Annotated in this window: 25 protein-coding genes and 1 pseudogene; 13 read left to right on the top strand and 13 right to left on the bottom strand. The window is 70.6% G+C overall.

Annotation, left to right across the window (positions count from 1 at the left end):
* The first annotated feature begins 56 nt into the window (after positions 1-56).
* The 8 genes from HHL10_RS24975 to HHL10_RS24940 all read left to right on the top strand — a co-directional run bounded on the left by HHL10_RS24975 (position 57) and on the right by HHL10_RS24940 (position 8,565).
* A complete protein-coding gene (locus HHL10_RS24975) occupies positions 57-1,214 on the top strand; it encodes an electron transfer flavoprotein subunit alpha/FixB family protein (RefSeq protein ID WP_169163122.1) in 1,158 nt (385 codons plus the stop codon).
* A complete protein-coding gene (locus HHL10_RS24970; protein ID WP_169163121.1) occupies positions 1,214-2,023 on the top strand; it encodes a hypothetical protein in 810 nt (269 codons plus the stop codon). Before HHL10_RS24975 ends, HHL10_RS24970 begins: the two co-directional genes overlap by 1 nt.
* Positions 2,024-2,265: 242 nt before the next feature.
* The gene (fdhA, locus tag HHL10_RS24965) at positions 2,266-3,471 is read left to right on the top strand and encodes a formaldehyde dehydrogenase, glutathione-independent (RefSeq protein WP_169163120.1); all 1,206 of its coding nucleotides are present in this window, start codon (positions 2,266-2,268) and stop codon (positions 3,469-3,471) included.
* A gap of 355 nt (positions 3,472-3,826) precedes the next feature.
* A complete protein-coding gene (locus HHL10_RS24960; RefSeq protein ID WP_169163119.1) occupies positions 3,827-3,964 on the top strand; it encodes a hypothetical protein in 138 nt (45 codons plus the stop codon).
* Between the two features lie 673 nt (positions 3,965-4,637).
* Positions 4,638-5,387 carry a GntR family transcriptional regulator gene (locus HHL10_RS24955; RefSeq protein ID WP_169163118.1) on the top strand — a complete coding sequence of 250 codons (750 nt, stop codon included), beginning with the start codon at positions 4,638-4,640 and terminating at the stop codon, positions 5,385-5,387.
* Positions 5,384-6,331 (top strand): ribokinase, encoded by a 948-nt coding sequence (locus HHL10_RS24950; protein WP_169163117.1) that lies wholly within the window; start codon positions 5,384-5,386, stop codon positions 6,329-6,331. The genes HHL10_RS24955 and HHL10_RS24950 overlap by 4 nt, the downstream gene beginning before the upstream one ends.
* A 244-nt stretch (positions 6,332-6,575) precedes the next feature.
* Positions 6,576-7,517 carry a Dap2 family DHDPS-related protein gene (locus HHL10_RS24945; protein WP_169163116.1) on the top strand — a complete coding sequence of 314 codons (942 nt, stop codon included), beginning with the start codon at positions 6,576-6,578 and terminating at the stop codon, positions 7,515-7,517.
* A gap of 25 nt (positions 7,518-7,542) precedes the next feature.
* Complete coding sequence (locus HHL10_RS24940) at positions 7,543-8,565, top strand: TRAP transporter substrate-binding protein (protein ID WP_169163115.1); 1,023 nt, start codon at positions 7,543-7,545, stop codon at positions 8,563-8,565.
* 152 nt (positions 8,566-8,717) lie between these two features.
* Here HHL10_RS24940 and groL read toward each other — a convergent pair whose 3' ends face one another.
* Entirely contained in the window at positions 8,718-10,349 is a 1,632-nt protein-coding gene (groL, locus tag HHL10_RS24935; protein ID WP_169163114.1) for a chaperonin GroEL, read from the bottom strand.
* 693 nt (positions 10,350-11,042) lie between these two features.
* Positions 11,043-12,155 (bottom strand): CapA family protein, encoded by a 1,113-nt coding sequence (locus HHL10_RS24930; protein WP_169163113.1) that lies wholly within the window; start codon positions 12,153-12,155, stop codon positions 11,043-11,045.
* 282 nt (positions 12,156-12,437) lie between these two features.
* Between HHL10_RS24930 and HHL10_RS24925 the strand changes: the two genes are divergently transcribed.
* Entirely contained in the window at positions 12,438-13,106 is a 669-nt protein-coding gene (locus HHL10_RS24925) for a phosphoribosyltransferase (RefSeq protein ID WP_169163112.1), read from the top strand.
* A 32-nt stretch (positions 13,107-13,138) separates the two neighbouring features.
* On the opposite strand, the gene HHL10_RS24920 is transcribed toward HHL10_RS24925, so the two are convergent.
* Positions 13,139-14,638 (bottom strand): coniferyl aldehyde dehydrogenase, encoded by a 1,500-nt coding sequence (locus HHL10_RS24920; RefSeq protein ID WP_169163111.1) that lies wholly within the window; start codon positions 14,636-14,638, stop codon positions 13,139-13,141.
* Complete coding sequence (choxAB, locus tag HHL10_RS24915; RefSeq protein WP_235971783.1) at positions 14,635-16,287, bottom strand: cholesterol oxidase; 1,653 nt, start codon at positions 16,285-16,287, stop codon at positions 14,635-14,637. Before choxAB ends, HHL10_RS24920 begins: the two co-directional genes overlap by 4 nt.
* A gap of 187 nt (positions 16,288-16,474) precedes the next feature.
* Here choxAB and HHL10_RS24910 point away from each other — a divergent pair, with 187 nt between their 5' ends.
* Entirely contained in the window at positions 16,475-16,687 is a 213-nt protein-coding gene (locus HHL10_RS24910) for a hypothetical protein (RefSeq protein WP_169163109.1), read from the top strand.
* A gap of 37 nt (positions 16,688-16,724) precedes the next feature.
* Here HHL10_RS24910 and HHL10_RS24905 read toward each other — a convergent pair whose 3' ends face one another.
* Positions 16,725-17,666: a sugar phosphate nucleotidyltransferase gene (locus HHL10_RS24905; RefSeq protein WP_169163108.1), complete on the bottom strand. Its 942-nt coding sequence runs from the start codon at positions 17,664-17,666 to the stop codon at positions 16,725-16,727.
* Between the two features lie 96 nt (positions 17,667-17,762).
* Positions 17,763-18,218 (bottom strand): universal stress protein, encoded by a 456-nt coding sequence (locus HHL10_RS24900; protein WP_169163127.1) that lies wholly within the window; start codon positions 18,216-18,218, stop codon positions 17,763-17,765.
* Positions 18,219-18,524: 306 nt separating this feature from the next.
* On the opposite strand from HHL10_RS24900, the gene HHL10_RS24895 reads away from it, so the two are divergent.
* From HHL10_RS24895 to HHL10_RS24885, 3 genes and pseudogenes are all read left to right on the top strand, one after another.
* Entirely contained in the window at positions 18,525-18,950 is a 426-nt protein-coding gene (locus tag HHL10_RS24895) for an Hsp20/alpha crystallin family protein (RefSeq protein ID WP_169163107.1), read from the top strand.
* A gap of 218 nt (positions 18,951-19,168) precedes the next feature.
* Positions 19,169-19,354, top strand: a pseudogene (locus tag HHL10_RS24890) (nitroreductase family protein); the annotation flags it as partial.
* 38 nt (positions 19,355-19,392) lie between these two features.
* Positions 19,393-19,839: a host attachment protein gene (locus tag HHL10_RS24885; protein ID WP_169163106.1), complete on the top strand. Its 447-nt coding sequence runs from the start codon at positions 19,393-19,395 to the stop codon at positions 19,837-19,839.
* A 48-nt stretch (positions 19,840-19,887) separates the two neighbouring features.
* Here HHL10_RS24885 and HHL10_RS24880 read toward each other — a convergent pair whose 3' ends face one another.
* Genes HHL10_RS24880 through acsA form a run of 7 tightly spaced genes read right to left on the bottom strand, consistent with a single transcriptional unit; the run spans position 19,888 to position 25,835 of the window.
* On the bottom strand, positions 19,888-20,124 hold the full coding sequence (locus HHL10_RS24880; protein WP_169163105.1) for a hypothetical protein: 237 nt from the start codon (positions 20,122-20,124) through the stop codon (positions 19,888-19,890).
* Between the two features lie 56 nt (positions 20,125-20,180).
* The gene (locus HHL10_RS24875) at positions 20,181-20,447 is read right to left on the bottom strand and encodes an acyl carrier protein (protein WP_169163104.1); all 267 of its coding nucleotides are present in this window, start codon (positions 20,445-20,447) and stop codon (positions 20,181-20,183) included.
* Positions 20,444-21,607: a 2-oxo acid dehydrogenase subunit E2 gene (locus tag HHL10_RS24870; protein ID WP_205833203.1), complete on the bottom strand. Its 1,164-nt coding sequence runs from the start codon at positions 21,605-21,607 to the stop codon at positions 20,444-20,446. Before HHL10_RS24870 ends, HHL10_RS24875 begins: the two co-directional genes overlap by 4 nt.
* 7 nt (positions 21,608-21,614) lie before the next feature.
* A complete protein-coding gene (locus HHL10_RS24865; RefSeq protein WP_169163102.1) occupies positions 21,615-22,595 on the bottom strand; it encodes an alpha-ketoacid dehydrogenase subunit beta in 981 nt (326 codons plus the stop codon).
* Complete coding sequence (locus HHL10_RS24860) at positions 22,592-23,098, bottom strand: flavodoxin family protein (protein WP_169163101.1); 507 nt, start codon at positions 23,096-23,098, stop codon at positions 22,592-22,594. The genes HHL10_RS24865 and HHL10_RS24860 overlap by 4 nt, the downstream gene beginning before the upstream one ends.
* A complete protein-coding gene (gene pdhA / locus HHL10_RS24855; RefSeq protein ID WP_169163100.1) occupies positions 23,095-24,084 on the bottom strand; it encodes a pyruvate dehydrogenase (acetyl-transferring) E1 component subunit alpha in 990 nt (329 codons plus the stop codon). The genes HHL10_RS24860 and pdhA overlap by 4 nt, the downstream gene beginning before the upstream one ends.
* Positions 24,081-25,835 carry an acetate--CoA ligase gene (gene acsA, locus HHL10_RS24850; RefSeq protein ID WP_310734672.1) on the bottom strand — a complete coding sequence of 585 codons (1,755 nt, stop codon included), beginning with the start codon at positions 25,833-25,835 and terminating at the stop codon, positions 24,081-24,083. The genes pdhA and acsA overlap by 4 nt, the downstream gene beginning before the upstream one ends.
* Positions 25,836-25,849: the final 14 nt, after the last annotated feature.

Here is a 25,849-nt window from a genome sequence, read left to right as displayed (position 1 = left end):
CGCCCCGAGGTGCTGGACGTGGCCGAGCTCGTGGCTCAGGCCGTGGAGGTGAAGCAATGATCCGTCGACTCGATCCGCGGCGCCCGGCGCTCATCACGCCGCAGGGGCTGCGCCGCATCGTGCTGGGCAGCACCGAGGGCGAGCGCGACCTGCGCGGTGGCGCCGTCCATGGCAGCGCCGTGCGCCGTGCGCGCCTGCACCAGGCCGTGCCGGGCTGCGTGCTGGTCATCGCCCACCCGGACTGCGGCAGCTTCGACGAGCATGCCCGCGAGGCCATCGCCGCGGCGGCGCTGCTGGCGCAAGCGGACGAGGCCGTGGTCGTCATCGCCCCTGCAACCGACGCGGCGCTGCAGCTCGATGCCGCGGCGCTGGGCATCGACCGGCTGGAGCTGCTGCCCATCACGCCGGCCACGACGGCGCCGGCCCTGGCCACGGCCGTCGCGCGGCGCTGGCAGGCGCTGCGCCCGCGCCTGGTGATCGCCCCGGAGCGCGGCGACGACGCCGACATCGGGCGGCGCCTGGCGGTGCTGCAGGGCCTGAACGTCGCCGCGTCGGTGGTGGAGGTGGCTGACGGCCGGGTGCGCGTGCGCGACCACGGCGGCGTGGGCCGTGCCCCGGGCGACGCCACCACGGCGCTGCAGGGCGTGGACCTGTTGCTCATCGGCCGGCAGGTGGCGCGCACCGAGCTGCCGTTCCTGGGGCTGGGCCAGAGCGTGAGGCTGGAGGCGGTGGCCAGCCGCACCCCGGCCGGCGTGGTGGACCTGGGCCGCACGGCGGGCCAGGCGCAGCAGGTGGCGCTGGAGGAGGCGGACTTCATCCTGGCCGCGGGCAACGGCGTCACGGACGTGGCGCTGTTCCACGAGCTGGCGCAGGCGCTGGGCGCGGCCGTGGGCGCCTCGCGCGTGGCGGTGGACGACGGGCGCTTCCCGCGCAGCCAGCAGATCGGCGCCACCGGGCGCACCGTGCAGGCGCGCGGCTACCTGGCGCTGGGCATCTCCGGCGCGGTGCAGCACCTGCAGGGCATCCGCGAATGCCGCCATGTCATGGCGGTCAACACCGACCCGGCAGCGCCGATGGTGCAGCGCGCGGAGCTGACCGTGGCCGAGGACGTGCAGCCGCTCATGCGCGCGCTGCTGACGCTGCTGCGCGGCGGCCCCGCGGCCGCCCCGGCCGCCAAGGCCGGCGCCGCCACCAAGACCCTGGAGATGGCCTGATGAGCACCACCCCCATCACGGTGCTGGTGAGCACCCGCATCGACCCCGTCAGCGGCCGCGCCACGCGCAGCCGCGCCGATGCCGCCGCGGTGGCGCTGGCGCAACAGGCGCTGGGCACCGGGCGCGAGCCGCAGCTGTGCACGGCGGGCGCCATGCCCGAAGGCGTGGCGCGCGACTACCTGGCGCAGGGCGTGAGCCGCCTCACGCGGCTGGCGCAGCCCGAGCCCAGCCTGGCCGACGCGGTGGCGGCGCTGGTGCCGGTGTGCCGCGAGAGCGCGCTGGTGCTGGCCGGGCCGCGCGGCGAGTCGGGCCTCTCCAGCGGCATGCTGCCGTACCTGCTGGCGCAGCGGCTGCAGCGCGAGCTCATCGGCGAGGTGATCGACCTGCGGCCGGAAGGCGACGGCGGCTGGCGCGTGGTGCAGGCGCTGCCGCGCGGGGCGCGCCGCGCCTGGCGGCTGGAGCCCGGCACCGCGGCGGTGCTGGTGACCAGCCCGAGGCTGGCGCAGCGCGAGGACCTGCCGCAGCGCCACGCCTGGGTGGCCGCGCAGCAGGGGCGCATCGAGGACCGGCGAGCCGACACCGCATCTTCGGGACAGCTCGAGGCCGACCGCTGGGTGCTGGAGCCCGCGCGCAAGCAGCGCCGCGCGCTGGCCGCCGCGTCCAACGAGAGCGGTGCGGCGCGCATGGCGCGCGCCACGGGCTCCGGGGCGCCGGCCAGGCAGGGCGGCCTCGTCATCCGCGAGGGCAGCACCGTGGACAAGGCCCAGGCGCTGCTGGAGCACCTGCGCAAGCTGGCGTTGATTCAGTAACCAAACCGTTGGCATGGCGGGCGTGTGCTGGTTGGCACATGCCCATTCCAGGCGCTGTCGAGGCATCGACGTCCTGCATTCAGGACAACGTGCGTTGGCCCCTCGGCGCCGCGATCGGGCCGGAAGCGTCCTGGGCCGGCTTCTTCGGCATTCGGAGTGAATGAAGGTCGGCTGCCAGACCTTCCAAGGCAGAGGCGCAGCACATCGCCTCGTTCATGTGTCCCAGCAACAGGAGACAAGCTATGAGTTCAAGCAATCGCGGCGTGGTCTACATGGGCCCCGGCAAGGTGGAAGTCCAGGGCATCGACTTTCCCAAGCTGGTCGATCCGCGCGGGCGCACCGCCGAGCACGGGGTGATCCTGCGCGTGGTGTCGACCAACATCTGCGGCTCCGACCAGCACATGGTGCGCGGCCGTACCACCGCGCCCGTCGGCCTGGTGCTGGGCCACGAGATCACCGGCGAAGTGATCGAGAAGGGCCGCGACGTGGAAACGCTGCAGGTCGGCGACATCGTCTCCGTGCCCTTCAACGTGGCCTGCGGGCGCTGCCGCACCTGCAAGGAGCAGCACACCGGCGTGTGCCTGAGCGTGAATCCCTCGCGCGCGGGCGGCGCCTACGGCTACGTGGACATGGGCGGCTGGGTGGGTGGGCAGGCCCAGTACGTGATGGTCCCGTACGCCGACTTCAACCTGCTCCGGTTCCCCGACCGGGCGCAGGCCATGGAAAAGATCCGTGACCTCACCTGTCTTTCGGACATCCTGCCCACGGGCTACCACGGTGCCGTCACGGCGGGCGTGGGGCCGGGCAGCACGGTCTACATCGCCGGCGCCGGGCCGGTCGGCCTGGCCGCGGCCGCATCGGCGCGGCTGCTGGGTGCGGCGTGCGTCATCATCGGCGACGTCAACCCGGTGCGGCTGGAGCACCCGCGCCAGCTCGGCTATCAAACGGTGGACCTGTCCAAGGACGCGACGCTGGCCGAGCAGGTGGCGCAGATCCTGGGCACGCCGGAAGTGGACTGCGCCGTGGACGCGGTGGGCTTCGAGGCTCGCGGGCACGGCCACGAGGGGGCCCAGCACGAGGCACCGGCCACGGTACTGAACTCGCTGATGGAGATCACGCGCGCGGCCGGCGCTATCGGCATCCCCGGGCTCTATGTCACCGACGATCCCGGTGCCGTGGACGAGGCGGCCAAGCGCGGTTCGCTCAGCGTGCGGCTGGGCCTGGGCTGGGCCAAGTCGCACAGCTTCTTCACCGGGCAGACGCCGGTCATGAAGTACAACCGCGCCCTGATGCAGGCCATCCTGTGGGACCGCATCAAGATCGCCGACACCGTGGGTGTGGAAGTGATCTCGCTGGACGACGCGCCCAAGGGCTACGAGGCCTTTGACCACGGTGCGCCGCGCAAGTACGTGCTCGATCCCCACTCGTTGCTGCGCAAGGCGGCTTGATCGGGATGCGGGCCACCGACGAAGCGGCCCGGCACCACCCGGCATGCAACGCGCGCCGGGTGGCGTACCACCTTTTTCGGGCGGACGACGCCGCCGTCCACAAATTTCCGCCGTTCTCCCTGCACCGGCCGGTGTGCCTGAGTGGCCCGGGTTACCACCTTCTGTAGCGCCCGCTCGCCGGATGAGCCGACCGAATCTCTGTTCGGCCAGTGGCCGGCACAGCATTCGACCGGTGCTGCGATGACCGGGTTACCGCGCCTCCAGTTCCGAGTTTGGGCGTGGCCTTGGCCGGGTTTTGAAAAGCTCGCCCGACGCCAGCATTTCATGCCCGTCCCGTTCCGGCTCGCATCTCGGCATGGATTTGCGCAATGGTTTGATGAATCAGTTGCCGCGTCGCATGGCGCAGGTGCCCGGAACAGTTTCTTCTGCGCAGCAGGATTCTCAACGCGGATTCGGCAGTGACGATCATGGTTCAACTCTGGTGATCTCATGAATGTCCTGCGCGCGCTACCTTCTTGACATCCACGCCCCGACTATAGAAATCGCCCATCGGGCGCGGCATTGATGGCGCGACACGGTCTTGTCGGTTTGCGACATCCACGGCGAGGGCCCGAGGCTGGGCAAGGTCGTTGTTGCCGGGACCAATGCTCCAGACCGGTGCGACATCGAGCGAGTCCGACGAGGTGCTTGTCGTCGCTTGGAGGCGGTTTCCGGGGTGGCCAGCGGTCCGCAATGCAGCCGCTCTTCGACACGGTCGTCGCGTCTCAATGCCAGGCGCTGGCCACGGGCGAGGCCACGTCAACCGACGCTTCACCCGCTGCCTGCGCCATGAGCTGGTATGTCCATCCAGGAGACGCGCACGAGAAACGAGCCGGCATCGCCGGCAGGGTGCCTCGGCCGGGTATTCAGGGATGACTCATTGATAAAAACCCACTAACATGTCAGCCAGAAATCAATGACCATTCATGAGGGTTGGTCCGCGTCAGCCTTCTCCACCGGGCGCCGCCGACCCTGCCAGCCATGTCCAAGCACTTCCTGTCTTTGCTGTCGTCCGAGACTTCGCCTGCGCTGGAGCGCGCACTCCGCGCGGCGCGGCCACGAAGCGACATGGGTGTGGCGAACGGCGCCCCCGGGGCGCAAAAGCTGCGGGCGGCAGCTTGAGCACCATGGCGACGCGCACTTCTCGCACCAACGGCGCCGCGCCCAGCCTGCGCATGCAGGCCTATGAAAACTTCAGGCAGCAGATCCTGCAGGCCAACATCCGGCCCGGGCAGTTCGTGTCGCAGCGTGAGCTCATGCAGTTGCTGGACATGCCGCTGGGCGCCGTGCGCGAGCTCATCCCGCGCCTGGAGGCGGAAGGGCTGCTGCGCACGGTGCCGCAGCGCGGGCTGCAGATCGCCCACGTGGACATGCGGCTGATCAAGAACGCCTTCGGCCTGCGCCGCGTGCTGGAGCGCCATGCGGCCGAGCAGTTCTGCGCCACGGTGTCGGATGCCGACCTGGAGGCCATCGAGGAGGCGCACTGGGCGCTGGTGCGCCGCGCGCAGCGCGACGGCATCGACGAGCAGCTGCTGACCGACGCCACCACCGTGGACTGGGGCCTGCACGATCTCATGATCGATGCGCTGGACAACGAGCTGATCTCCGACGCCTACCGCATCAACAGCCTGCGCGTGCGGCTGATCCGGCTCGAAGGCTCCACGCTGGCGCCCGAGATCCTGCTGGCGGCGTTGCGCGAGCACCTGTGGTTCATCCAGGCGCTCAAGGCGCGCGACGTGCAGGCCGTGATCGAGCGCATCGACCTGCACATCACCAGTGCCCAGCACCGCGTGCTGGGCCTGCCCCGACCCGACATCCCGTTCCGGCTGGAAGACCACCCGGAGCGGCTGCACCCCACCGAGGATTCGCACCCGTGACCCAAGCAGCATCCCCCCACGGCGCGGACGTGGTCTGCATCGCCAGCTGGAACGTGGATCTGGTCAGCCACGTGCCGCGGCCGCTGGCGCGCGGCGAGACGCTGCTGGCGCAGAACTTCGACATCGGCCCCGGCGGCAAGGGCTCCAACGCCGCCATCGCCTGCGCCCGCCAGGGCGCGCGCGTGGCGCTGGTGGCGCGCGTCGGCGACGACGACTTCGGCCGCATGGGGCTGAGCCTCTGGAGCGGCGAGGGCATCGATGCACGGCACGTGGAGATCGCGCCCGGCGAGCGCAGCGGCGTGGCGCAGATCCTGATCTACCCCGACGGCGACAACAGCATCGCCGTGGCGCCTGGCGCAGGTGCCGGGCTCGGGGCGCGGCAGGTCGAGGCGGCCCGCGCCACCATCGCCGGCAGCAAGGTGGTGATGGCCTCCTGCGAGGTGTCGCTGGAGGCGACGCTGGCGGCATTCCGCATCGCGCGCGTCCATGGCGTGCGCACCCTGCTCAATCCGGCGCCGGCACGGCCGCTGCCGGATGAGCTGCTGGCGCTGACCGACGTGCTCACGCCCAACGAAACCGAGCTGCTTACCCTGGCCGGCCTGGAAGGCGCCGGGCTGGAGGAGGGTGCCCGGGCGCTGCTGCGCCGCGGCACCGGCGCGGTGATCGCCACGCTGGGCACCGCGGGCTGCCGGCTGTGGCGCGGCGACGGCGCCAGTCTCAGCGTGCCCGGCTGGCGCATGGAGGCGGTGGTGGACACCGTGGGCGCGGGCGACACCTTCACCGGCAGCCTTGCCGCCGCGCTGGCGCGCGGCGAGACGCTGGAGGACGCCATGCGCTGCGCCAACGCCGCCGCGGCGCTCTCCGTCACCGGCCGCGGCGCCACCGGCGGCATGCCCTCGCTGGCGGGCACGCGGGCCCTGCTGGGCACGCAGCGCGCCGGCTGATGCGCAGATCAGGAAGTCTCTGACCCATAGACCCGTTCGCCCTGAGGTATCGAAGGGCGAATCCGCCAGGCTGCAGCGCCCGCTCGTACTTCGATACCTCAGCACGAACGGGCTTTCGAACCTCGAGAGCTCCCGAGAAGCCGAACGAGCCCCGTCCCTTTGCCTGCTGCTTTGTGCGGCGGGCCTCGGTCCTATTTCTTCAACCTTTTTGCGGCCCGGCCCCGGCTGGCCGTGGAGACCCGTCATGTCACGTCCCATCGAAGGAATCATTCCCGTCATGCTCACGCCGTTCACTGACGGCAACGAGATCGACTACGACGGCCTGGAACGGCTGATCGAGTGGTACCTGGCGCACGGCGCCGACGCGCTGTTCGCCGTCGCGCAGTCCAGCGAGATGCAGTTCCTGAGCCTGGACGAGCGCGCGGCGCTGGGCCGCTTCGTGGTCCAGAAGGTCGCCGGCCGCGTGCCGGTGGTGGTGTCGGGCCATGTCAGCGACGACCCTTTCGGCCAGGTGCAGGAGCTCACCGCCGCGGCTGAGAGCGGCGCCGACGCCGTGGTGCTGGTCACGAACCACCTCGACCCGCACCACAAGGGCACCGACACCTTCCTGGGCAACCTGGACTGGCTGCTCCAGCGCCTGCCCGCCGACATGCCGCTGGGCCTGTACGAATGCCCGGCGCCCTACCGGCGGCTGCTGTCCGACACGGAGCTGAAGGCCTGCATCGACACCGGCCGCTTCGTGCTGCTGAAGGACGTGTCCTGTGACCTGGAGACGGTCAAGCGTCGCGTCGCGCTGGCGGCGGGGTCGCCGCTGGCCGTCGTCAATGCCAACGCCGCCATCGCCTACGAGGCCATGAAGGCCGGCTCGCGCGGCTTCACGGGCGTGTTCACCAATTTCCACCCCGACCTCTACCAGTGGCTGCGCACCTCGGGCCCCGAGCAGCCGGCGCTGGCCGAGGAGCTGCGGACCTTCCTGGTGCTGGCGGCGGTGAGCGAGTCGCTGGGCTACCCGGCGCTGGCCAAGCTCTACCACCAGCGCCTGGGCACCTTCGGCTCCATCCATTGCCGCGCCATCGGCTACGACATCCGCGAGAAGTTCTGGGCGCTGGACGAGGTGCTGGACCGCATCGTCGCGGGCACCGAGGCGATGCGCGCCAAGGTCGCCCAGGTTTCGAAGACGGCGTGATCACGCCCAAGCAAGGAGACAGGACATGAAGACGTTTTCGGGCATGCGCCGCGCCATGGTCGCCGCGGCGGCCCTGCTGCTGGCGGCTTCCGCCGGCCACGCCGCCGACATCAAGGAGCGCACGCTGCGCTTCGCCTTCCAGAGCGCCAAGGACCATCCCATCGGCGTGGGCGCCCAGAAGTTCGCCGACCTGGTGAGCCAGAAGAGCGGCGGCAAGATCAGCGTGAAGCTGTTCCCCAACGGCACGCTGGGCGGCGACCTGCAGGTGGTGTCCGCGCTGCAGGGCGGGGTGGTCGATCTCACGGCGCTGAGCTCGGGGCTGCTGTCCGGCCAGGTCAAGGAGTTCGTGCTCTTCGACCTGCCGTTCCAGTTCAACAACGGGCGCGAGGCGGACGCGGTGGTCGATGGCCCCATCGGCCGCAAGCTGGGCGAGAAGCTGGTGGACAAGGGCCTGGTGCCGCTGGGCTACTGGGAGCTGGGCTTCCGCAACCTCACCAACAGCCGCCACCCGGTGGCCAAGGCCGACGACTTCAAGGGCCTGAAGATCCGCGTGGTGCAGTCGCCCATCTACATCGACCTGTTCAACATCCTGGGCGCCAACGCGGTGCCGATGCCCTTCCCGGAGGTGTACTCGGCGCTGGAGACCAAGGCCGTGGACGGGCAGGAAAACCCGCTCAAGAGCATCGAGCTGTCCAAGTTCTACGAGGTCCAGCCCTACCTGTCGCTCACCCGGCACATCTACAGCCCGCTGTCGATCCTGATCGGCCGCAAGGCCTGGGACAAGCTGTCCCCGGACGAGCAGCAGATCATCCGGCAGGCGGCGGCCGAGTCGCAGGCCTACCAGCGCCAGTTCGCCCGCGCCGAGGACGCGAAGTCGCTGGACGTGCTCAAGAAGAGCATGAAGGTGGCGGAGCTGCCGCCCGCCGAGGTGGCCAAGGTGCGCGAGCGCATCAAGCCGGTGGTGGAGAAGTACGCCAAGGACGTCGGCGAGCCGCTGATGAGCGAGCTCAACGCCGAGCTTGCCAAGGTGCGCGGCAGCGGCAAGTAAGGCGCGGCGGCCCGGCCACATCCCGAGCCGGCCGGGCTCCACGCGGTGCTTGCGACGCGGAGCGCATATCCAAGCTCGCAAATCCACTCTGGCCGAATCCTATTCATGAGCGGCGAACACGCCGTCGGCAACGAGGCAGGCTGAAGCCGAGCTCAGAACATCTCGGGCTGATTGCCCGCCGCTGGCGAGGCGGCCGGCTCCTTCTGCGGTGCGTTGGCGATCAGGCAGTCGGTGGTGAGCACCAGGCTGGCAATCGAGGCGGCGTTCTGCAGCGCCAGGCGTGTGACCTTGGCTGGGTCGATCACGCCCATCTGCAGCAGATCGCCGTACTCGCGGGTGGCGGCGTTGTAGCCGTAGCCGGGCGCGTCGGCCTCCTCCACCTTGTGCAGCACGATGGAGGGCTCGTCGGCGGCATTGCCGACGATGCGCCGCAGCGGCTCCTCCAGCGCGCGCATCACGATGCGCAGCCCCGACTGCTGGTCCAGCGCGGGCAGCGTCAGGCCCTGCAGGCACCGGCGCGCGCGCAGCAGCGCCACGCCGCCGCCGGGAACGATGCCTTCGTCCACGGCGGCGCGCGTGGCGTGCAGCGCGTCCTCCACCCTCAGCTTGCGCTCCTTGAGTTCGGTTTCCGTGGCCGCGCCGACCTTGATCAGGGCCACGCCGCCACCGAGCTTGGCGATGCGCTCGTCGAGCTGCTTGCGTTCGTATTCGCTGGACAGCGTCTCGCGCTGGCGCTTGAGCGCCGCCACGCGCTCCCGGATGGCCGCCGCATTGCCCGCGCCGCCGATGATGGTGGTGCGGTCCTTGTCCACCTCCACGCGCCGCGCGCGGCCCAGGTGCTCCATGCCGGCCTTGGCCAGGCCCAGGCCCAGCTCCTCGGAGATCACCTGCGCGCCGGTGATCGCGGCGAGGTCCTGCAGCAGGGCCTTGCGCCGGTCGCCGAAGCCCGGCGCCTTGACGGCGCAGGTCTTGAGCACGCCGCGGATGGTGTTGACCACCAGCGTGGCCAGCGCCTCGGCGTCCACCTCCTCGGCGATCACCAGCAGCGGCGTGCCGGCCTTGGCGGCGGCCTCCAGCACCGGCACCAAGTCCTTCACCGAGGACAGGCGCTGGTCGCACAGCACGATGGCCGCATCCTGCAGCACGGCCGCCTGGCGCTCGGCGCTGTTGATGAAGTAGGGCGAGAGGTAGCCGCGATCGAACTGCAGGCCTTCCACCACCTCCAGCTCGCTGACCATGCCCGAGCCGTCCTCGATCGATACCGCGCCTTCACGGCCGACCCTGTCCATCGCGCGCGCCACGAGCTCGCCGATGGAGCGGTCGTTGTTGGCCGAGATGGCGGCCACATGCTCGATCTCCTGCGCGCTGGCGCAGGGCTGGGCGATGCGCCCCAGCTCGGCCACCACGCGCTCGACGGCCTGGTCGATGCCACGCTTGAGCTCCATCGGGTTCATGCCGGCGGCCAGGTACTTCAGGCCCTCCTGGATCATGCCGTGCGCCAGCACGGTGGCCGTGGTGGTGCCGTCGCCGGCCATCTCGCTGGTGCGCGCGGCCACCTCGCGCAGCAGCTGCGCGCCCATGTTCTCGAAGCGGTCCTCCAGCTCGATGGACCGCGCCACCACGACGCCGGAGTTGACGATCTGCGGCGCGCCGAACTCGCGGTCGAGGATGACCGTGCGGCCCCGGGGGCCGAGGGTCACCTTCACCGCGTCGGCCAGGGCCTGCATGCCGCGGCGGATCTTGTCGCGCGCCTCGTCATGAAACAGCAGTTGCTTGGCAGCCATGGCCATCCTCCGGTGATGCGGACCGTCAATGGGCTCGTCAATCGGCCTGAACGGCGGGCGGGTACGAGCGCGGCGCCACGGGCGCCGCAGAAGACCGTGCGCCAAGGCCCATGCTCGCGCGGCCGACGCGAGCGATGTTGTTCCACGACGTCCCGCGTGGCTTGCGAAATCGCAAGTCCCGTCGCTGTCGCCTGGCGCGAGGCCGCGAACTTGATAGGGCGCAAGAGGCGGCGTGCCGGTCGGCCAACATTCTCTTGACCCGCGCGGCACCGGCGAAGGCAACGGCTGGCCGCTCCGCGGGCCAGACCGTTGCGGCCGTAACACCGTAACGGCCCATGACCGAAGGAGTTTTCCGATGAATGCCCTGAGCGTGGCGGCCAAGCGCGAGGACGGCGTGCTCAAGCTCACGCTGCCCAAGCGCGAGCCGACCAGCCGGCTGCGCATCGCGGTTCAGTGACCCTTGCTGCCGTCGGCCAGGCTGCATCCGTGGCGGATCGCGCCGACACGCTGCCTGCTGGCCCTGGCCGCGCTGCAGTACCTGGACAGCGGCATCGGGCCGCGCAACGAGCTGCTCATCGGCTTCCCCTGCACGCTGGACAAGCCCTCGCCGCAGTTCGCGGGCACTCCGGAGCATCCTGGGGCCGGTTCCGGAAAGCCACGCCTGCGTGGCCGCGGACAGCGGGCGGTAGCGGGTCAGCTCCAGGCCAGCTGCCAGGAGCCGCCGGGATCGGTTTCCAGGCGGGTGCCGAAGCGGCGGCAGCCGGCATCGAGCATCCGGTGCAGCTCCTGCCGCACCAGGGGATCGGGCGGTTCGAGCCTGAAGCGGCGCAGCTGCAACGGCACGATCTCCAGCGCGAGCAGGCTGCCGTTGACGGCCGACAGCGTGGCCGCGTAGAGGCATCCGACATCCGAGCGCAGCGGCCCCGGGGAGTCGATCCCCTCGTAGTCGTTGATCAGGTCGCCGCAGCCGTACAGGATCAGCTTGCCGGCGTGTACCTCCATGGGCAGCGGATGGTGCGAGGAATGGCCATGCACGAGGTCGGCGGCGCCGATGTCGATCAGCCGGCGTGCAAAGACCCGATGCGCGGCCGGCACCTCGTCCACCCAGTTGCCGCCCCAGTGCAGCGAGACGATGACCAGGTCGCCCTGGCGCCGCTGTGCCTGCACGCCCGACAGCACGCGCCGCGCGGCGGCGGCGTCCAGTTCGTGCAGTACGGCGATGCCGGGCGTTTCACGCGTGGCCGCCCAGCCGGCCATCACGCCGCTGTCGGGCGTGGCCCATGCCGACAGCAGCACCCGCCGCCCCGGGTGGCGCAGGGCCAGTGGCGTGGGCGACCGTGCCCGGCGCTCGTCGGCCCCGGCCCCGGCCGTGGCGATGCCCTCGCGCCGCAGGGCGGCCAGGGTGCTGCTCAGCCCCTCGACGCCCCAATCGAGCACATGGTTGTTGGCCAGGGAACAGGCGTCGATGCGCGCCGCGCACAGGCTGCCGGCGTGCAGCGGGTTCATGCGGTAGTGAATGCCCTTGCCGGGCCAGGGTGTCCCGTTCGCGGTGAGCGCGGTCTCCAGGTTGACGATGCGCAGCTCGGGCGCCATGCGGTCCATCACGCGCAGCGCTTCGCCCCACGGATAGCCCAGGTCCACCGGCGCGGGTATCGGGCCATGAGCCCGCTCGGCCAGGCGCACGTACTCGCGGGCGTCGTGTACCCAGGGTTCGTACAGGCGCGGCGGCAACGGGTCCGGCATCACCTGGTCCACACCGCGTCCCAGCATGACGTCGCCGGCAAGCACGAGGCGGACCGTATCCATGTGGCTCAAGTCCTGGTTTCAGCCCGGCACGTCGCGGCTTCGCGCCGCTTCGTCCAGCGGCCGGCACTGCGACACGAGATCGCGCGCTGGGCCCGCCCGTGTTGGGCGCCAGCGGCCAACTCTAGGCCTGCGCCACCGGGTGGACTTGACGCCGATCAGGCCACGCGGCGTTCCGCGCCCTTGACGGCCATCAATGCGGGGTCGGGCAACGCGCCTAGCATCGGTTTCCCGGCGTGGTCGGTCGCCCAGGAAGGCCGGTGTGCGACCTTGGGAGCAGCAGTGATGCGCGATGTGTTCGCGAACCGCACGGAGGCCGGGCGCCTGCTGGCCCGGGCGCTTGCCGCGTTGACGCTGGTCGATCCGGTGGTGCTGGCGCTGCCGCGCGGCGGCGTCCCGGTGGCCGCCGAGGTGGCCGACGCCTTGCACGCGCCGCTGGACCTGCTGCTCGTGCGCAAGATCGGCGCTCCGGGGCAGCGTGAGCTCGCCGTGGCGGCGATCGCCGAAGGGCCGCACAACGAGCCCGTCATCGACCGCGAAACCCTTTATTTTTCCGGCGCCACCATGGATTACGTCGAGCGCCAGGCCGAGGTCGAGCGCCTGGAGATCGAGCGCCGGCGTGCCGCCTACCTGCGCGGCCGCCCGCCGCTGCCGGTCGAGGGCAAGACGGCGGTCCTGGTGGACGACGGCATCGCCACGGGCACCACGGTGCGCGCCGCGTTGCGGGCGCTGCGGCGCAGAAGGCCGGCGCGGCTCGTGCTGGCCGTTCCGGTCGCGCCCGCGGAAGCCGTCGCCGCGCTGCGCGGGGAGGTCGATGACCTGGTGTGCCTGTCCCAGCCGGCGTTCTTCCGCGCCGTCGGGGTGCCCTACGTCGACTTTCATCAGGTGGAGGATGACGAGGTCATCGGCATCCTGGACACGCACTGGCAGCGGGCCTCCCCGGCCACGCCCTGAAGCGCGCTGCTGCGCGGCAGGTTGCGAAACCCTCACCGGTTCCGTGTCTCGGAGGGTGAGGGAGTGGGGTGCTTCACGGAACGCGAGCCGCGCCGGATCAGAAAAGAGATCAGCCGGTCGGTCCAGATGTCGTAGGGCGGCTTGGTCAGGCGAGCGAGCGCCGAGCCTGTCCATTCATGCTGCAACAGCACGCCCTTCTTCTTTGAAAAAGTCTCGAAGCCATCGAACCCGTGGTACGCGCCCATGCCGCTTGCGCCCACGCCGCCAAACGGCAACGCGTGTTGCGGCATATGGAAGATGCAATCGTTGACCACCACGCCCCCTGAAACCGTGCACTGCAGGACGTGATCGATGCGCCTGCGGTCCTTGTCGAAGTAGTACAGCGCCAACGGTCGCGGCCTGGCGTTGATGAAGGCGATGGCCTGATCCAGCGCGCGATAGCCGACGATGGGCAGGATCGGGCCGAAGATCTCCTCCTGCATCACGCGCATGGACTCGTTGGCACCCAGCACCAGCGTGGGCAGGAAGGCCCGGCGACCCGGGATCGGCAGTTCGCCGGTCGGGTTGACGTGCAGGACCGTGGCGCCCTTGGCGCGGGCGTCGTCGGCCAGCGACCGCATGCGCTCGAAGCCGGCCTCATTGATCATGCCGGTGTAGTGGCTGGCCGAGAGAGCACGCTCGAAGCGTCGGGAGATGGCCGCTACAGCCTCGCGCACGAAATCGTTCACCCGTTGCGAGGGCACCAGGACGTAGTCGGGCGCGATGCAGGTCTGCCCGGCGTTCCAGAATTTCGCGGAGCAGATGCGGTCGGCGGCCACCTGGACCGGATAGGCCTCGTGCACGAGGGCGGGCGACTTGCCTCCGAGCTCAAGGGTCACGGGCATGAGGTTCTCGGCAGCCGCCTTCATCACGAGCGTGCCCACTCGCCCGGACCCGGTGAACAGCAGGTGATCGAAGGGCAGCGCCGCGAAGGCGGCGGCGATCTCCGCTCCGCCCGTGACCACGGCGACGTGGTCTTCGGGAAAGAGGCCGTGCAGCATCCGATCGATGACGCTGGCGGTCGCAGGCGCGAGCTCCGAGGGCTTGACCATCACGTGGTTGCCGGCCGCCAGTGCATTGGCCAGCGGCGACAGCGTCAGCAGCAGCTGGTAGTTCCACGCGCCGATGACACCCACCACGCCGAGGGGCTGGTAGATGATCCGGGCGCGGCTCGGCAGGAACTGCCAGTTCACCCGCGCCGGGCGCGGGCGCATCCAGCGTCGCAGGTGGCGCTGGATGTAGCGGATTTCCTCCACCAGCGGGATGATTTCGAGCAGCCGGGTTTCGTGGGCAGAGCGATGGCCGAAATCCGAATCCAGCGCCTGCACCAGCAGGTCTTCATGCTCGAGGACGCCGCTCAGGAGCGCTTCCAGGGCGTCCAGGCGCTGCGCATGGCCGATGGGCTCCTGCGCACGGGATGCGGCGTGCTGCAAGGCAAAGACGGCGCGCAAATGCTGGAGCCAGGGCGCCGTGGCAGGCGCTGTCACGGTCATGGCCCGGTCTCCTCGCCGATGGCATCCCACGACTGATGCTCGACCCGGGGAATATGGCTCATCGCATGCTCGGCCAGGGCCGTGATGGTGAGGCTGGGATTGACGCCGAGGTTGGCGCCGAGCATCGAGCCGTCGCAGATGTACATGTTCCGGTAACCGAAGACGCGGCTCTTGCCATCGCAGACCCCTTGCGCGCGATGGTGCGCCATCGCTGCGCCGCCCATGCAGTGCGCCGTCATGGGCACGTTGAGCAGAATCTCGGGCAGGGAGGTCATGGCGATGCCGCCGGTGGCCTGGGCTGCCTTGACGGCGAATGCGTTTGCCGCGGGAATGAGGGTCGGAATCTTCTTCCCATGCGTGACCAGGGCCTTCGAGAACGGCCAGAACCAGCGCCGCGCCCAACGCATGGTGAGGTGCGCATCGAGCGTCTGCATGCACAGGAAGATCATGGATTCGCGGGCGAACCCCAGCGGCGACAGCAGACGCAGCGTCCGAGCCGGCTGGGTCACCATGAGCCGGGACAGCGTGGCGAGCCACGTGAGGATGCGGGTCGGGCCCGGACGTCCGAGCGTCATCACCGTTGACAGCAGTCCCATGAAGTCCGAGCCGCGGGGATAGCGCACCGCCTCGATGTGCGTGTGCTCGTCGATGTGCACGCTCGAGCCGATGGCAATGCCCTGGGACAGGTCGAGCTTCGACCCCGGAAAGCGGACACCGATCAGCGACTCGGCATTGGTGCGGACGTGGTGGCCCAGCGCGTCCGAAATCCGCGGCAGCGAGCCGCGCTCCTTCAGCCGGAACAGCAGCTCCTGGGTGCCGAGCGACGAAGCGGCGAAAACCACCCCGCGGCAACGGAACCGCCTCGTTCCTTTGCGCCCCGGCGCCGGGGGCGCCACTGCGGTCACGAGATACCCGGCGGCGCCGTCGTCCCGTCCATCGATGGGCCGGACATCCACCACCTTGGTCTGTGCGAGCACGGCGGCGCCTCTCTTTTCGGCGAGGTACAGGTAGTTCCGGTCCAGCGTGTTCTTGGCGCCATGCCGGCATCCCACGAGGCAGCCGCCGCAGCCGACGCACGAGGTGCGCGCTGGGCCTTCGCCGCCGAAGAACGGATCGTCGTACCGGGTGCCCGGCGCGTCGCCGTCCTTGCCGAAGAAGACGCCCACCTCGGTAGGCTGGAAGGTCGCCTGCACGCCGCCTGCGCGGGCCATGTCCCGAAGCCGCAGATCCGCCGGCGCCAGCCACCGGTTCGTCGTCACGCCGAGTATCCGCTTTGCGGTCGCATAGTGCGCGGGCATCACCGCGGCCCAGTCGTTCAGGCCAGCCCAGCTGCCCTGCGTCCAGACATGGTCGGGCGCAACGAGCAGGGTGTTGCCATAGGCGATCGAGCCGCCGCCCACCGCGTTGCCGTGCAGCACGACCACATGCGCAAAGAAGCGCATGCTGAAGAAGCCGTGCAGCCCCAAGCCGGGCCGCCAGATCCACCGGGCCAGGTTCCAGTTCGACTTCGGCAAGTCCGCCGGCGTCCATCGGCGCCCCTGCTCGAGCACGGCCACGCGATATCCCTTTTCCGTAAGGCGAAGGGCGGACACGCTGCCTCCGAATCCGGAGCCGATCACGACGAAGTCGTAGTCGCAGGCCTGGTGCATGTCGCTGCCGGCTCTTCCGGGGCCTGGTGCGCAAGGATGCTCAGCCTCAGGCGCCTGGGCGCGCAGGCTGCTGAAGGCCCCTGGCCACAGTTTGTTCACCGAGCCTTGCGCAGTGTTGCCCATGGTTAACGGGAGGTTCATGCCCTAGGCATAAGTTGAGGTTGAGGGGCTTCGACGGAGACCTGCCATGAGCGACACGACCGCTTCTCCGGTCCGCTACGAGATGCGCTTCCAGTTCCTGTTCAACGCAGGCCGTGCATACGCCTTCCCTTGTGACGCCCAGGGGCATGTGAACCTCGATGCCCTGAGCGAGCGGGCCCGCAACAACTACTTCTTTGCGCGTTCCGTCCTGGGACGGGACGTCGCTACGCCGGTCGTGCAAGCCGTGGCCTTGGATTGACTGCCTCGCGCACCTGCGGCTTGCTGCGGCAGCCGTGTCATGCGGCTGGGCGGGCCCGCTGCAGCATCCTTGGCTCTTCAGGCTCTTGCCGCGTGCGGCGCCAGTCCATGGGCCATGCCGGGTTGTCCATGTCGAAGCAGGGCAAGGGGCCTGCCAAGTCGTGCTGTGCCGCCCGGTACGCTTCAACAGTGCCCACGTCACGCCAATAGCCCGGCTGCTCCCGGGGCGATGCGCCCGGTACCACGTTGTGCGTGAAGTCGTATGCGCAGACGCGATGGTTCTTGACCAGGCGGGGCAGCACATGCCGGCCGAAATCGTATTCGCCGCGCGCCACTGCGGCATGCAAGGCCGCGTACAGGATCTCGGGCTTGAACAAGTAGTTGCCCATGGAGACCAACGCGCACCGGGGACGGCCAGGCATCGGCACGGGCCTGTCCGGTTTCTCCTGAAACTCGAGGATGCGTGAATCGCAGTCGGTGCAAACCACGCCGAACTCGCTTGCATGCTCCAGCGCGAGGGGCAGGCTGGCAACGGTCGCGTCTGCCCGCTTGGCAGCGTGGAAGCTCACCATCTGCCGCACATCCATCCGGTACAGGTGGTCGGCGGCGAACACGGCGATGAGATCCGGGTCGGACGCATCAAGCAGTTCGAGGCATTCGTACACAGCGTGTGCCGTGCCCTTGAACGCGCGACCCGTCGTGCCGCTGCCCGGCACCACCGGTTCGACAAAGTCCTCGGCGTGCAGGCTGGCGATGTTCCATCGCCGCTGCAGGTGCGCAACGAGGATGTCAGGCTTGTACTGAAGCAGCACGAAAATCTGACGGATCTTCGAGTTGTACAAGTTGCTCAGTACAACATCGATGACCCGCCATCCGCCGGCCAGCGGCAGTGCCGGCTTGGGCAGCGCCAGCGTGAACGGGTGAAGTCGGGTACCTTCGCCCCCCGCCAGGATGAACGCGACGATGCGCTGTGCAACCATGTCACCCCCTGCAATACCAAGTCGCAGGTCCTGCAGCGCACCCGCCCGTGAGAGCCATTCACCCCGGCTCAGCTGGTCGTCCCACTCCAGCTCGCATCAGGGCTCGAATCCTTCCTGCCGCACCAGCAGCACGGGCACCAGCGCATGGCGCACGACCAGCTCGGCGTCGCTGCCCATGGTCAGGCGGCTCAGGCCTCGCCGGCCATGCGTGCCCATCACGATGAGCTGGCAGTCCCGGGCCTTGGCCTCCTCGGCGATGAAGGTGCCGATCCGGCCGGAGACGATCTCCTGCAACACGGCTTCCGCGCGCACGCCGGCCTGCTGCGCTTGCCGGCTGCTGCGGGCGAGCAGGTCCTGGCCGTATTTCACGAAGCTTGCGTGCATCTCGGCGGAACTCGTGACGGGGGCCATTTCCACCATCATCGGGATGTCATTGACCACGTGCAGCAACACGAGCGTCGACTTCAGTGCCTGGGCCAGGCCAATGGCTTCGACCAGACCGCGCGCGGCGGTGTCGCTGCCATCGACGGGAACGAGAATCCTGGCGTACATCACCACTCCCAACCGGGCCGCATGAGCGGCCAACGCCTGCCATGTTGGTCGCCGGTGGCCCGCGAGGCTTGCGAAATCGCAAGTTTTGCTGCTGTCGTTGGCGCAGTGGCCGTCCCGGTGCCGCCTGCATGGCGGCCACGGTTGAACGCGAATCTGCGGAGTTGATATCGCGCAAGGAGCGGTGTCCCGCCGGGTCTAAATTCCGCTTGCCTTTGGGCGCCGGCAGAGGCAACGGCTGCCGGCACCGCCTGGACCTGGCCGTTGCGTCAGTAACGCCAACACGGCTCATGACCGAAGGAGTGCTCTATGAATGCCCTGACCCCGCTGTCGCGCTTCGATGACCTGTTCTCCGAGTTCCGCCGCATGCTGCAGCCCCTGGCGCAAGGCGTGGAGCCCATGGGCGACATCCGGCTGGACCTGGACGAAAGCGACAAGAGCTACACCGTGCGCGCCGACCTGCCGGGCGTGAAGAAGGAGGACATCCGCGTGGAAGTCGACGGCAACCGCGTGTCCATCTATGCCGAAATCCGCAAGGACGTCGAGGAGAAGGACCCGAAGGACAAGGCGCGCGTGCTCATGCGCGAGACCTACCGCGGCAGCGCCTCTCGCAGCTTCACGCTGGCGCACGACATCGACGAGGCCGGCGTCGCGGCCAGGCTCGAGGACGGCGTGCTCAAGCTCACGCTGCCCAAGCGCGAGCAGACCAGCCGGCGGCGCATCGCGGTTCAGTGAGCCCGGCGCGGCAGCGGCGACACGGCCCGCGGCCGCACTTGCGTGCCGGCCGCCGGCGGCGCAAGGCCATCCCGGAAGACCAGTGGGCTCGAACCTGCGGGAGCCTGTGATGACAAGCACTTCCCCGGCCCTCGAAGGCGACGTCGTCTTGCCCCCGCCCCCGGCCACGCTGGAAGGCGCACTCATGCGGCGCCACAGCACGCGGCAGTGTCGATGAGCAGCCGTTCCTGGCCGGCGCCGATGCCGGGTTCATCGCGCAGAACGTCTACCTGTATTGCGCGGCGGCGGGCCTGGGTACCGTGGTGCGCGGCCTGGTGGACCGGCGCACCCTGGCGGCCCGGCTGGGTCTCGGGCCGACCCAGCGCATCACCCTGGCCCAGACGGTGGGCCTGCCGGCGCGGTGAACGCGGCGTGGACGCCACACCATCGTGGAGGACTCTTCATGAAGCACGAATGGATACTGACCGCCAACGCCTCGCGGGCCCGCCTGTATGGGCGTGATGCCCCGGACGAAGCGCTGAAGGAAATGCAAACCCTGGAGCATGCCGAAAGCCGGCTGCGTACCAGTGACCTGAGCAGCGACCATGCCGGCCACGAGAACGCTGACCAGCATCACGGCGGCGGCGTGAGCTTCGCGCCGCGCACCGATCCGCGGCGCAAGGAACACCAGCGCTTCGCCCAGGAGATCGCCCTGCGCCTCTCCGAAGGCGTGCGCACGGGCCGATGCACCGCGTTGACCATCTGCGCCAGCAGTCCCTTCCTGGGCGAACTGCGCGCGGCCCTCGACGAGCCCACCCGGCAGGTGCTGCGCGCCAGCGTCGATGTGGACCTGAGCGCCTGCGGTGCGGCGGAACTGGAACGCCGCCTGGCCAGCCTCGCCGCCGGCTGAACCTCGGCCGGATTGGGCGAAGCCCGGAAACAGCCCCATCGGCACGCCTCATCCGGCCCAGGCCGTCAGGGTCACGAGCGCGGCCAGGATCGAGACCAGCATGGTGAGGGCCACCAGATGCCGGCGCAGGAACGGCCGCCAGTGAAAGGCCTGACCCGGCCGGGCGGTGCCGCGCCCGCCCGCGCGGGAGGCCGCCGTTTCCGCAGGGTCGTCGACGCGGCCGTGGGCCTCCGCCTGCCATCCCCAGTGGGCGGCGGCAGGCACGAAGGGCATGGTTGAGGACATGGCGTTCTCCGAGGCGAAGGCGCCGTCGCGGCGGCAACGCGTGGCCGGCCCGGCACTCAGCCCTGCAGGCGCTGCCGCAGGTAGGCACTCAGGGCGTTGAGCGTGGTGATGCGTGCGTAGTCGGCCTCCGGCACCTCGACGCCGAGCCGCGCATGCAGCTCGATCAGCACGTTGAGGAAGTCGAAGGAGTCCAGGTCCAGCTCCTCGCGCAGCGCACGCTCGGGGTTGAGCGCGCCGAAATCGGCCTCGGGCGCCACCGTGCGCACGGTGGCGACGATCGCGTCGCGTATGCGCTCCTGCAAGGCGGATGGGTCTGCCGTCATGGTGTCGTCTCCGGATGCGCCAGCCGCTCGCGCAGCGCCGCCAGGAAGCCGGCACCCGCCAGGGCGTCGCTGGCGCGGTGGTCGGCCGACAGCGTCACGTTCAGGGTGCGCTCGGCGGCGATGATGCCGTCCTCGCGCACCACCGGGCGGCGCTGCACACGGCCCAGGCCCACCAGCGCCACCTGGGGCGGATAGATCACGCCGTACACCGTGTCCACGCCCAGGTCGCCGAGGTTGCTCACGGTGATGGTGGAGTCCGCCAGGTCCGAGCTGCGCAGCCGTCCCCCGCGCGCGCGGGACAGCACCTCGCGCAGCGCGGCCATGAGCTGCGGCAGCGCCAGCCGGTCCGCGTCGTGCACGGTGGGCACCACCAGGCCGCCACCGCGCAAGGCGGTGACCACGCCCAGATGGATGGCCGGCGCGGGCTCGAAGCGACCGGCCTGGAAGCGGCCGTTCAGGGCCGGCGCCTCGCGCAGCGCCAGGGCCACGGCCCGCAGCGCCAGCGCCGCGAACAGCACGCGCTCCGTGATCGGCCGTTGCGCGTTGAAGTCCTCCAGCCACCGGTGCGCGGCCTCCACGCTCAGCTCGCAGCCCAGGTAGTAGTGGGGGATCTCGCGCTTGGAGCGCGTCATCGCGGCGGCGATGGCGGCGCGCATCGCGGCGGCCGCATCGACCGGCGCCGCCGCCGCGGCCGCGCGCTCCACGTCGGCCAGCGAGATCGGCGCGCCCGGCTGCGCCGGCACGAGCTTTCCAAGGTCGAGGCCCAGCTCGGCCGCGCGCTTGCGGGCCGCGGGCGACACGCGCGCTGGCGCCGCGGCAAGAGCGGGCGCCGGAGCAGGGACCGGAGCGGAAACCGGCGTCGGAGCAGCAGCCGGCCGCGGCGGCCCGGGCGCCGCCGCGGCCTCGGCGGCCCGGGCCGCCACGCCCTGCCACGCCTCATCGGGCGAGGCCAGGACGGCCAGCACGTCGCCCACGGGCAGGCGCTGACCGGGCTGGGCCACCAGCCGCGCCGCGGTGCCGTCCTGCCACACCTCCACGTCGATGGCGCCCTTCTGGGTTTCCACCACCGCCACGACCTCGCCGCGCCTGACCGCCTGGCCGGGCTCCATGCGCCACTGCACCAGCACGCCGTCGTCCATGTCGGCGCCGAAGGAGGGCATGCGCAGCTCAAACACGGCCTATCACTCCCCGGGCCGCGGCCACGATGCCGGCGCTCTGCGGCAGCGCGGCGTCCTCCAGGTGCTTGGGATAGGGCATCGGCACCTCGGCGCTGCACACGCGTGCCGGCGGCGCGTCCAGCTCGTAGAAGGCCTGCTCGACGACGGTGGCCATGATCTCCGCGGCCAGGCTGCAGGTCTTCCAGCCCTCGTCCACGACCAGCACGCGCCGCGTGCGCCGCACGCTCGCGGCGATGGCCGCCACGTCCAGCGGGCGCAGGCTGCGCAGGTCCAGCACCTCGGCGTCGATACCCTCGGCTGCCAGCTGCTCGGCCGCGGCCAGGCACTTGTGCAGCGAGCCGCCGTAGGTCACCAGGCTGAGGTCGGTGCCGGGGCGCCGGATGGCGGCATGGTCCAGGTCCACCGCACCCGCGTCCTCGGCCAGCTCCGCCTGCATCGGCAGCAGCAGCGCATGCTCGAAGATGATCACCGGGTCCGGATCGTCCAGCGCGGCCAGCAGCATGCCGCGCGCGTCCTCCAGCGTGGCCGGCGCCACCACGCGCAACCCCGGCACATGGGCATAGAACACCTCCAGGCTGTGCGAGTGCTGGGCGGCGAGCTGGCGGCCCGCGCCGGTGGTCATGCGGATCACCACCGGCACGTTGAGCTGCCCGCCCGACATGTGGCGCAGCGTGGCGGCGTTGTTGATGATCTGGTCCAGCGCCAGCAGGCTGAAGTTCACCGTCATCACCTCGACGATGGGGCGCAACCCGTTGAGCGCCGCACCGATGCCCGCGCCCACGAAGGCCGACTCCGACAGCGGCGCATCGCGGACGCGGCGCTCGCCGAACTCCGCCAGCAGCCCCTGGCTGACCGCGTAGGTGCCGCCGTAGCGGCCCACGTCCTCGCCCATCAGGAACACGCACTCGTCGCGCCGCAAGGCCTCGCGCAGGCCGCTGCGCAGCGCCTCGCGGTAGGTGCTCAGCGTCATGCGAGCTTCCCGTGGAGCTCGGGCAGCGCCTCGTGGCGCAGGGCCTGCACGAAGCGCTCGATCCTGGCCGTGCCGGCGGCGTTGTCGATCTCGGCGTCGGTCAGCGCCAGCGTGGCCACCGGCTCCTGCCCCAGCAGCGTCCGGAGCTCGTCGAAGGCCCCCGTGTAGCCGGCGCCGCCCATGGTGCAGAAGAAGGCCACGCGCCTGGCGGCGCGGCCCTCGCGCCGTGCAAAGGCCCGCACCGGTGAGGACAGGTGCCAGCACCAGATCGGCGTGCCGATGACGAGCAGCTCGAAACGGCCCGGGTCGATGCCGACGGGCTCGATGCTCGGCACGCGGCGGCGCACGGCCTCGTAGCAGCAGCGCATGTAGCCCAGCGGCCCCAGGCGCGAGCGCGTCTCCTCGATCTGCAGCAGCTGCGCATCGAGCGCTTCGGCCAGCCGCGTGGCGACGCGCCCGGTGCAGCCGGTGCGCGTGTAATAGGCAACGAGGATGCGGCTCATGGCGCCTCCAGGGATGGCGCGACGTCGCGGGCATAGACGTCGCGGGTCAGCGACGACACCGGCTCCCAGCTGCCCGCCTCGGCGAAGGCCACGGCGTCGGCGAGTTCGACCGCCACCTCGCGCTCGATGGCCTGTACGTCGGCGTCGTCGAGCAGCCGGGCCGCGCGGGCGGCGCGCGTGAACGTCTCGATGGGACAGCGCTCGCGCCAGCGTGCCACCTCGTCCTTGCCGCGGTAGAGCTCGGGATCGAACATGGAGTGCGCGCGGAAGCGGTAGGTGCGCAGCTCCACGAACGCCGGGCCCTCGCCGGCGCGCACCCGCCGCACCGCCTCGCGCATCGTGTCGCGCACGGCCAGCACGTCCATGCCGTCGGCCGACACCGCGTGCAGGCGGTAGCTGCGCGCCTTCTCGCACAGGTCGGTGTCCGCCTCGGAGCGTTCCAGCGCGGTGCCCATGGCGTAGTAGTTGTTCTCGCACACGAACAGCGCCGGCAGCTTCCACAGCGCCGCCAGGTTGGCCGACTCGTGGAACTCGCCCTCGGCCACCGCGCCCTCGCCGAAGAAGGCGGCGGCGATGCGGTCGCTGCCGCGCAGCGACTCGGCCAGCGCGAAGCCCACCAGCATCGGCAGCGCACCGCCGACGATGGCATTGCCGCCGAAGAAGCGCCGGCCCGCGTCGAACAGGTGCATGGAGCCGCCGCGGCCATGGCTGCAGCCCTCGCGGCGGCCGTACATCTCGGCCATCACGGCGCGCATGGGCACGCCGCGGGCCAGGGCGTGGCCATGCTCGCGGTACGTGGCCAGCACGCTGTCGTCGTCGCGCAGCTGCGGCAGCGCGGCGGCGGCGATGGCCTCCTCGCCGATGTACAGGTGCAGGAAGCCGCGGATCTTGCCCGCGCCGTACAGCTCGGCGCAGCTCTCCTCGAAGCGGCGGATGCGCACCATCTGCCACAGCAGCCGGCGGGCCTCGTCATGCGTGACGTTCATGGCGGCTCCAGCGTGGAGAGGTCGCCCTCGGGCAGGCCGAGCTCGCGCGCCTTGAGCAGGCGGCGCAGGATCTTGCCGCTGCGCGTGCGCGGCAGGCCGGGGCTGAACTCGATCTCCTTGGGCGCCACCGCCGCGCCCAGCCGGGTGCGCGCGAAACCGAGCAGCTCGCGCCGCAGCGCCTCGCTGGCTTCGAAGCCGGGCTTGAGCGCCACGAAGGCCTTGACCAGCTCGCCGATGGTCGGCTCGGGCTTGCCGATCACGCCGGCCTCGTGCACGGCCGGGTGCTCCATCAGCGCGGACTCGACCTCGAACGGGCCGATGAGGTGGCCGGAGGACTTGATCATGTCGTCGGCGCGGCCGACGAACCAGAAATAGCCGTCGGCATCGCGGCGCGCGAGATCGCCGCTGAGGTACCAGTCGCCGGCGAAGCACCTGGCGTAACGGGCTTCCTCGTGCAGGTAGGCCCGGAACATCGACGGCCAGCCGCGCCGCAGCGCCAGCTCGCCCTCGGCGTCGGGGGCGTCGAGCACGGCCACGCTGCCGTCCTCATGGCGGCGCACGATGGCGGCGGTGATGCCGGGCAGCGGCCGCCCCATCGAGCCGGGACGGATGTCCAGGGCGGCGAAGTTGGCGATCATGATCCCGCCGGTCTCGGTCTGCCACCAGTTGTCGTGGATAGGCAGCCCGAAGGCTTCCAGGCCCCAGCGCACGGCCTGCGGATTCAGCGGCTCGCCCACGCTGGCGATGAAGCGCAGGCTCTCGAAGCGGCGCGCGCGCGCGGCCTGGATGCCGCCCTTCATCATCATGCGCACCGCCGTGGGCGCGGTGTACCAGACGCTCACCCGCTCGCGCTCCAGCAGCTCGTACCAGCGCTGGGCCTCGAAATCGGCCTCGTCCACCAGCAGCGTCAGGCCCAGCACCAGCGGCGCGACGATGCCGTAGGAGGTGCCGGTGACCCAGCCCGGATCGGCGGTGCACCAGAACACATCGCCGTCGTGCAGATCCAGCGCGTAGCGGGCGGTGGCCTGGTGCGCGACCACGGCCTGGTGCACGTGCAGCGCGCCCTTGGGCGTGCCGGTGGTGCCGCTGGTGAAGTGCAGCAGCGCCGGGCTCTGCGCGTCGGTGGCGCCGATGGCGTAGCGCGTGGGCGCGCTGGCGAGCAGCGCGTTCCAGTCCAGGGTATCGGGCGGCAATTCGCCGGGCTCGTCGGGCACCAGCAGCACGTGCCGCAGCGCGGGCAGCTGGCCGCGCAGGGCCTGCACCTTGCGCCGGTACAGCGAGGCGGTGGTGACCAGCACGCGCGCCTGGCCCAGCTGCATGCGCGTGGCGATCGGCTGCGGGCCGAAGGCGGCAAACAGCGGCGTCACCACGCAGCGGTGCTTGAGCGCGCCCAGCACGGCGACGTACAGCGCCGGGATGCGGCCGCTCAGCACGAACACCGGGTCCCCTGCGGCCACGCCCAGCCCGGCCAGGGCGTTGGCGAAGCGGCTGGTCAGCTCGCGCAGCTGCGCATAGCTCAGGTCCAGCGCTTCGCCCTGCCGGCCGCGCCAGCGCAGGGCATGGCGCTCGGCGCGCGCGCCGTCGGCGTGGCGGTCCACGGCCTCGTGCGCGATGTTCAGGCCCAGGTCGCCGGGCAGCCCGTCGAGCGCACGGCGGGCCTCGTCCCACGAGAAGTGCGCACAGGCCGCCTCGTAATCGAGCAGATGCGGCTGCACGCGCTGCCCGGCCGGTTGCTTGCGAATGATGTCCACATCCAAAGACTAGG

Origin of the sequence: Azohydromonas caseinilytica, from assembly GCF_012927045.1 — a bacterium.
Lineage (GTDB): Bacteria > Pseudomonadota > Gammaproteobacteria > Burkholderiales > Burkholderiaceae_C > Azohydromonas > Azohydromonas caseinilytica.
The sequence above is the reverse complement of the archived record's forward strand: the minus strand, read 5'-3'. Positions and strand labels throughout refer to the sequence as shown.

What these genes read in the sequence shown, in the direction of transcription:
- HHL10_RS24975 (WP_169163122.1), top strand. Translation starts at nt 57, where the DNA reads ATGATCCGTCGACTCGATCCGCGGCGCCCGGCGCTCATCACGCCGCAG.
- HHL10_RS24970 (WP_169163121.1), top strand. Translation starts at nt 1,214, where the DNA reads ATGAGCACCACCCCCATCACGGTGCTGGTGAGCACCCGCATCGACCCC.
- HHL10_RS24930 (WP_169163113.1), bottom strand. Translation starts at nt 12,155, where the DNA reads ATGGATACGGTCCGCCTCGTGCTTGCCGGCGACGTCATGCTGGGACGC.
- HHL10_RS24945 (WP_169163116.1), top strand. Translation starts at nt 6,576, where the DNA reads ATGTCACGTCCCATCGAAGGAATCATTCCCGTCATGCTCACGCCGTTC.
- fdhA (WP_169163120.1), top strand. Translation starts at nt 2,266, where the DNA reads ATGAGTTCAAGCAATCGCGGCGTGGTCTACATGGGCCCCGGCAAGGTG.
- HHL10_RS24865 (WP_169163102.1), bottom strand. Translation starts at nt 22,595, where the DNA reads ATGACGCTGAGCACCTACCGCGAGGCGCTGCGCAGCGGCCTGCGCGAG.
- HHL10_RS24895 (WP_169163107.1), top strand. Translation starts at nt 18,525, where the DNA reads ATGAATGCCCTGACCCCGCTGTCGCGCTTCGATGACCTGTTCTCCGAG.
- HHL10_RS24905 (WP_169163108.1), bottom strand. Translation starts at nt 17,666, where the DNA reads ATGGTTGCACAGCGCATCGTCGCGTTCATCCTGGCGGGGGGCGAAGGT.
- HHL10_RS24900 (WP_169163127.1), bottom strand. Translation starts at nt 18,218, where the DNA reads ATGTACGCCAGGATTCTCGTTCCCGTCGATGGCAGCGACACCGCCGCG.
- groL (WP_169163114.1), bottom strand. Translation starts at nt 10,349, where the DNA reads ATGGCTGCCAAGCAACTGCTGTTTCATGACGAGGCGCGCGACAAGATC.
- HHL10_RS24920 (WP_169163111.1), bottom strand. Translation starts at nt 14,638, where the DNA reads ATGACCGTGACAGCGCCTGCCACGGCGCCCTGGCTCCAGCATTTGCGC.
- HHL10_RS24940 (WP_169163115.1), top strand. Translation starts at nt 7,543, where the DNA reads ATGAAGACGTTTTCGGGCATGCGCCGCGCCATGGTCGCCGCGGCGGCC.
- HHL10_RS24955 (WP_169163118.1), top strand. Translation starts at nt 4,638, where the DNA reads ATGGCGACGCGCACTTCTCGCACCAACGGCGCCGCGCCCAGCCTGCGC.
- pdhA (WP_169163100.1), bottom strand. Translation starts at nt 24,084, where the DNA reads ATGAACGTCACGCATGACGAGGCCCGCCGGCTGCTGTGGCAGATGGTG.
- choxAB (WP_235971783.1), bottom strand. Translation starts at nt 16,287, where the DNA reads ATGCACCAGGCCTGCGACTACGACTTCGTCGTGATCGGCTCCGGATTC.
- HHL10_RS24860 (WP_169163101.1), bottom strand. Translation starts at nt 23,098, where the DNA reads ATGAGCCGCATCCTCGTTGCCTATTACACGCGCACCGGCTGCACCGGG.
- HHL10_RS24885 (WP_169163106.1), top strand. Translation starts at nt 19,393, where the DNA reads ATGAAGCACGAATGGATACTGACCGCCAACGCCTCGCGGGCCCGCCTG.
- HHL10_RS24910 (WP_169163109.1), top strand. Translation starts at nt 16,475, where the DNA reads ATGAGCGACACGACCGCTTCTCCGGTCCGCTACGAGATGCGCTTCCAG.
- HHL10_RS24875 (WP_169163104.1), bottom strand. Translation starts at nt 20,447, where the DNA reads ATGACGGCAGACCCATCCGCCTTGCAGGAGCGCATACGCGACGCGATC.
- HHL10_RS24960 (WP_169163119.1), top strand. Translation starts at nt 3,827, where the DNA reads ATGGATTTGCGCAATGGTTTGATGAATCAGTTGCCGCGTCGCATGGCG.
- HHL10_RS24880 (WP_169163105.1), bottom strand. Translation starts at nt 20,124, where the DNA reads ATGTCCTCAACCATGCCCTTCGTGCCTGCCGCCGCCCACTGGGGATGG.
- HHL10_RS24870 (WP_205833203.1), bottom strand. Translation starts at nt 21,607, where the DNA reads ATGCCCTCCTTCGGCGCCGACATGGACGACGGCGTGCTGGTGCAGTGG.
- HHL10_RS24925 (WP_169163112.1), top strand. Translation starts at nt 12,438, where the DNA reads ATGCGCGATGTGTTCGCGAACCGCACGGAGGCCGGGCGCCTGCTGGCC.